The sequence below is a fragment of the Thermoanaerobaculia bacterium genome, from assembly GCA_035717485.1.
GTDB lineage: Bacteria > Acidobacteriota > Thermoanaerobaculia > UBA5066 > DATFVB01 > DATFVB01.
In genome coordinates this window covers 1-5,291 of sequence record DASTIQ010000156.1, presented here as the reverse complement: position 1 = coordinate 5,291, position 5,291 = coordinate 1, and the positions used below count along the sequence as shown (strand labels likewise).

Sequence of the window (5,291 nt, the reverse complement as noted above, 5' to 3'; positions counted from 1 at the left end):
GGTGCACGGCGCGAGGTTCAGGAAACGGAAGTCGCCCTGCGCCCCGGTCGTCGTGCTCCGCGGCGCGCCGCAGCCCGACAGGGTCACCGCGACGCCGGGGAGCTTGCCCCCCTGCTCGTCGCTCACCGACCCGTAGATGTTCCCGGACGTCGCCTGCGCGTACATCGACGCGGCGAGCCCGGTCGCCATCGTGAAGATGGCGAGGCTCCTCAAAACCCTCATAGTGCTCCTTCCCGGCCCCGTACGGGGCCGAATCCTCGCGCGCCCTCGCGCCGGCGACTGTCTTCCGTGCCGACCGTGCGGGCGCGCATGGCGGGTACGAATAGCAACGAGGTTGCCACCGTTACGTAATTGCATGAGTGCGTATTTGGAAGGGCGAAGTGTTGCCATCGCGGCACGGGAGATCAAATCCCCGGACTTTCATTCAAGCGTTTGAAGCATTCTCTGTTGTGTGTCACGCACCGTTGCATGAATCGGCAAAACAACTCACTTTTACAAATGACATAGTTGTGACATCGCAGGCACGAACGCCTGCGCATGTTTTCAATAACGCCGAGGCATAAGTGCGCAGTACCCTCGAGGCTCATGGAGAATTCGATCGTCTCTCGCGAAGCGCTCGAGATCCCCGCCAGCGGCCGCACTTCTCTCGTGCTGTCCGCGTCGCAGATCGAGTTCCTCGAGCGGCTCTGTGCCCGATTCCGACGCGACAGCGGGGCGCGATTCACGAAGGCGCTGCTCCTTCGGGTCCTGGTCGCGGTGCTCGCCGAGTCGGCGCTGCCGTTCGGAGAAATCCGAACCGAGACGCACCTGAAGGAGTGGCTGCGAAGCGCCGGAATGGTGGCCCGCGAACGGGGGCCGAGCGAGCCCGCACGGTGAGCCGGGCCGAGCGGGGTTCGGTTTCGCCGGCGCCCGACGATCGGCGCCCGATCACGGTGCGCTTGCCCAACGAGACGCTCGCCGAGCTCCAGTTCGTGTCTGCCGCGATCCGGCGTTCGACCGGTGCCGCGCTGGGCTCCTCGGCGATCGTCCGGGGATTGATCGCCTGGCTCGCGGAAACGGACGTCGACACGCGCCGGATCCGGACGCCGGAGGAGTTGCGCTCGCGGCTTCTGGCGTGCATCGGGGGCGGATATTCGGGGGACCGGCCGCGTGGCTGAACTTCCGGCGAATCGAGCGGTGTCGCTTCGTGGTCACACTGCGTCCCATGGACAGGACGACGAACGAAGCCCGGGCGCGACGCCGCCGAGCGGGCGGCGGCGGCGCGACGAGCGGCGGACCCGCTCCCTGCGCGGGTGATCGGGCTGTTCGGACCTTCGGCGTCCGGCGCGCGCGCCGCGACCCGCGCTGGCAAACCGGTTGCTATTTCGAACGGAACAACGGTCAGCGCCCTGCGGTACGTGCCCCGAACGGGGGCCACGAAAGAGAGTGCGAGGAACGGGGGAGGAACATGGCGAAATCCGAACCGGTCGACCGGAAAGTGCCCGGACCTTGATCATCGCGAGCGGTGACGGCAGCCCGGCCATGGTCGAGACACCTTCCTGGCCTGCCCCTCCGGCCTCCAACGGCGAATTCGGCGAGCGGCTGAGGCGGCTTCGGGAATCCCGCCGACTGAGCGTGCGCCGGCTCGCGCGGCTGGTGGCGGTCAGCCCGTCGTACCTGTCCCGGATCGAGCGCAATCACGTGCCGCCTCCGAGCGAGCGCACGATCGCCCGGATCGCGCGGGCGCTCACGATCGAGACGGACGACTTGCTGGCGGCCGCGGGACGCATGCCCGAGGACGTGGGGGCGCGGGTGCTGCGCCGGCCGCGTCTCATGGCGAAACTCGTTCGCCTCGCCGACGCGCTCCCGGACGAGAAGCTCGACGAGCTCTGCGGGGAGCTCGAAAGAGACAGCTAGCCGGCGCGGCGACCCGTCGCGCTGAAGCCTCGGCGGACGCACGCCCGTCCGGTTCGATGCATCGAGGTGTCGGCGGTTCTAGAAGCTCTTCAGGAAGTCGGCGTTGGTCCGGAACTTCTGCAGACGCGCGAGCAGCAGCTCCATCGCCTGCACCTTGTGGGCGCCGGCGAGAGCGCGGCGGAGCTTGTGGATCTTGGGAAGCTCCTCGGGGGTGTAGAGCTTCTCTTCCTTCCGCGTTCCCGACTGCTGGATGACGATGGCGGGGAAGATCCGGCGCTCGAAGAGGTCGCGGTCGAGAAGGATCTCGGTGTTTCCGGTTCCCTTGAATTCCTGGAAGATCACCTCGTCCATGCGCGAGCCGGTGTCGACGAGCGCCGTGGCGATGATCGTGAGGGATCCGTGGTTCTCCGCGTTGCGGGCGGCGCCGAAGAAGCGGCGCGGCTTTTCCATCGTGCGGGCGTCGATGCCTCCCGAGAGGATCTTCCCCTGACCCTTCTGCATCTGGTTGTACGCCCGGGAGAGGCGCGTGATCGAATCGAGGAAGATGATCGCGTGCTTGCCGCATTCGACGAGCCGGCGAGCCCTCTCGGCGACGATCTCGGCGACCGCGACGTGGTTCTGGGCCGAGAGATCGGACGACGAGGCGATCACGTCGCCGCGCACGGAGCGGCGAAGGTCGGTGACTTCCTCGGGCCGCTCGTCGACGAGCAGGACCATGAGCTCGACGTCCGGATGGTTCTTCGAAACCGCCTGGGCCATGCGTTTCAGGAGGGTCGTCTTTCCCGTCTTGGGGGGCGCGACGATCAGGCACCGCTGGCCCCGCCCGATCGGGCTCACGAGATCGACGACCCGGCCGCACATCTCGTCGGGCTCCGTCTCGAACCGCAGGCGCTCGTGCGGATCGACCGAGATGAGCTCGGTGAAGGCGGGATGCCGGCGGTACTCTTCCGGGGGGAGTTGTTCGACCGAATCGAGGCGAAGGAGCGTCGGGCGGCTCCCGCCGCTCACCCGTCCCGCGATCGTCACGCCGGCGAGCAGTCCCTCGCGTTCCGCGAGATCCCTCGGCACGAGCGGGTCATGCGGCGTCGGAAGGTAATTGTTCTTCGCGGACACGAGGACTCCGGACCCTTTCTCCGGAAGAGAAAGGACGCCCGTCGCCTGAGCTTCGATGGCGCTGCCGGTGTCGGCGGATGCCGGCTCGGCCCCTCCCTGAGCGACCCCTGCCGGAGCGCCCGCCCCTCCGCCTCCGCGGCGGCGCCGGCCTCTCCTTCGGCGACGGGATTTTCGGGGAACTCCGCCCGCAGTATTTCCGGGATTTTCCTGATCCATCCACCCTCGACGGAATCCGGTTTCGCGCGCATGGAAGACCGGCGAAAGGCCGGGGCGAAACCGGAGCTCGATCTTAGCATGGAAAGGAAAGGCCGGTGGGAGAGGGCTCGTCGGGTCGAAAAGGAGCGCAGAAGGGGGTCTGGGCGGGGGCCGGCCGATCGCTTGACCGTGGACCGCGCTCCATCCTTTAGGGTCGCCCTGTCCGGCCGAAGCTCCGGACGGAAAAGGAGGCTTTAATGAACGTTTTCCGGACGATCCTCGCGGCCACGCTCCTCGGGGCGATCCCCCGTCTCACGGCGGCGCCGCACGTCTGCCCGATGGAAGGCCAGAGCGGTTCCGAGCACGCCGATTGCCCGCTGGCGTCCGGAGCCCGCGCTCACCATCACGCCGCCGGCCTGGAGTCGCGGGGTGACGACGGAATGGGTTTCTCGCAGGCGAAGACGACCCATCACTTCCAGCTTCGCGCCGACGGCGGCGCGATCGAGGTGACGGTGCGGGACGCGAAGGACGCCGAAAATCTCGGCCGGATCCGCGCCCACCTCGCCCACGTCCGCGAGATGTTCGCGGCGGGCGATTTTTCGATCCCCATGTTCGTTCACGGCGAGATGCCTCCCGGAGCGGCCACGATGAAGCGGCGAGCGGGGTCGATCCGATACGTCTACGAGGACATTCCCGGCGGCGGCCGGGTCCGGATCTCGACGGACGACCCTGACGCGCTCGACGCGATCCAGGACTTCCTGAGATTCCAGATCACGGAGCACGAGACCGGCGATCCGACGGCCGTGCCGGCGCGCGGTTAGAGCGATAGAGTCGGGACGTGCGTTGCTGCCGGGGAACGAGCGAGTCTCCCGCGCGATCCGGTCCGGACGAGGGTTCCGCGCTCCGGCCCGGCGAGCCTGGCGGGCGTCGTCCGGACGAGGTCGCTGAACTGAGGTCGGGCGAGCTCGCCGTTCGCGCCGGGGTCAGCAAGGACACCCTCCGGTTCTACGAGCGGCGGGGACTCCTCGCCCGGCCCCCCCGCTCCGGGAACGGGTACCGGAAATATCCGCTCTCGGCCGTGGCGCGCGTTCGGATGATCCGCGCCGCCGTTTCCGTCGGATTCTCGATCGAGGAACTCGCGAAGATCCTCCGCATGCGCGACGCCGGCGGGACTCCGTGCCGCGAGGTGCGCCGGCTGGCCGGGGAGAAACGCGAACGGCTGCGTCGGGAGATCGAGCGTCTCACGATGCTCTGCGCCGGGCTCGAGGACGTCCTGTCCGACTGGGACGTTCGGCTGTCGGCGGCCGGCCGGCGACGGGCCGGACTCCTCCAGGCGCTCGCCGAACGAGCCGGCGGTCCCTTCGTCGCCGCCCGCCCCGCGCTCCGCCGGGCCGATCGATGACCCGAACGGGGTTGCTCGTCGCCGCCGTTCTCCTGGCCGCGCCTCTCGCCGCTCAAACCTCCCACGAGCACGTCTCGCCCGCGGGCGAGGGCGATCCCGACCCGATGGCGTGGATGGAGGAGATGCCGGCGATGCCTCACTGGATGACGATGATCCACGGCTTCGCCTACTTGAACGCGAACCGGCAGGACGGCCCCTCGGGAGGCCGGGAATTCGAATCGCAGAACCACCTGATGGCGATGGCGGTTCGCGGGTGGGCGGGCGGAAAGCTTTCGCTCCTCGGGACGTTCACTCTCGAGCCCGCGACGATTCCGCCCGAAGGATCCCGGCAGCTCTTCCAGCGCGGCGAGACGTACGAAGGGGTGCTCCTCGTCGATCGCCAGCACCCGCACGATCTCTTCGTGCAGCTCGGCGCCGCGTGGGAAAGGGAGGTCGGCGACGCGGGAAGACTCCGCCTCTATGCGGCGCCGGTGGGGGAGCCGGCGCTCGGACCCGTCGCCTATCCGCATCGGCTGTCCGCCTCCGAGAACCCGACGGCCCCGCTCGCGCACCACAACCAGGACTCGACGCACATCGCGGCCGACGTCGTGACGGCCGGATGGAAATACACGATTTTCGAGATCGAAGGGTCCGCGTTCCACGGGCGGGAGCCCGACGAGAACCGCTGGGACATCGAGCAGGGGAG

Annotated in this window: 8 protein-coding genes; 6 read left to right on the top strand and 2 right to left on the bottom strand. The window is 68.5% G+C overall.

Annotated features, from left to right (window positions below; all coding sequences use genetic code 11):
• The coding region (locus VFS34_08340; protein ID HET9794458.1) for a carboxypeptidase-like regulatory domain-containing protein at positions 1-222 on the bottom strand (222 nt) is incomplete at its 3' end.
• 363 nt (positions 223-585) lie between these two features.
• Here VFS34_08340 and VFS34_08335 point away from each other — a divergent pair.
• The 3 genes from VFS34_08335 (at position 586) to VFS34_08325 (ending at position 1,896) form a co-directional block, all read left to right on the top strand.
• Positions 586-876, top strand: a complete 291-nt coding sequence (locus tag VFS34_08335; protein ID HET9794457.1) for a hypothetical protein — start codon at positions 586-588, stop codon at positions 874-876.
• On the top strand, positions 873-1,157 hold the full coding sequence (locus VFS34_08330) for a hypothetical protein (protein HET9794456.1): 285 nt from the start codon (positions 873-875) through the stop codon (positions 1,155-1,157). Before VFS34_08335 ends, VFS34_08330 begins: the two co-directional genes overlap by 4 nt.
• 331 nt (positions 1,158-1,488) lie before the next feature.
• A complete protein-coding gene (locus tag VFS34_08325) occupies positions 1,489-1,896 on the top strand; it encodes a helix-turn-helix transcriptional regulator (protein ID HET9794455.1) in 408 nt (135 codons plus the stop codon).
• Between the two features lie 78 nt (positions 1,897-1,974).
• Here VFS34_08325 and rho read toward each other — a convergent pair whose 3' ends face one another.
• On the bottom strand, positions 1,975-3,225 hold the full coding sequence (gene rho, locus VFS34_08320; GenBank protein ID HET9794454.1) for a transcription termination factor Rho: 1,251 nt from the start codon (positions 3,223-3,225) through the stop codon (positions 1,975-1,977).
• Between the two features lie 236 nt (positions 3,226-3,461).
• Between rho and VFS34_08315 the strand changes: the two genes are divergently transcribed.
• From VFS34_08315 to VFS34_08305, 3 genes are all read left to right on the top strand, one after another.
• On the top strand, positions 3,462-4,025 hold the full coding sequence (locus VFS34_08315; GenBank protein ID HET9794453.1) for a hypothetical protein: 564 nt from the start codon (positions 3,462-3,464) through the stop codon (positions 4,023-4,025).
• 17 nt (positions 4,026-4,042) lie between these two features.
• Positions 4,043-4,606 carry a MerR family transcriptional regulator gene (locus VFS34_08310; GenBank protein ID HET9794452.1) on the top strand — a complete coding sequence of 188 codons (564 nt, stop codon included), beginning with the start codon at positions 4,043-4,045 and terminating at the stop codon, positions 4,604-4,606.
• Positions 4,603-5,291: hypothetical protein (locus tag VFS34_08305; protein ID HET9794451.1), on the top strand; the 689-nt coding region annotated here is incomplete at its 3' end. The genes VFS34_08310 and VFS34_08305, both read left to right, overlap by 4 nt.

Bases quoted from the DNA above. Each gene is read 5' to 3' on its own strand.
- VFS34_08335 (HET9794457.1), top strand. From the start codon at position 586: ATGGAGAATTCGATCGTCTCTCGCGAAGCGCTCGAGATCCCCGCCAGC.
- rho (HET9794454.1), bottom strand. From the start codon at position 3,225: ATGGATCAGGAAAATCCCGGAAATACTGCGGGCGGAGTTCCCCGAAAA.
- VFS34_08315 (HET9794453.1), top strand. From the start codon at position 3,462: ATGAACGTTTTCCGGACGATCCTCGCGGCCACGCTCCTCGGGGCGATC.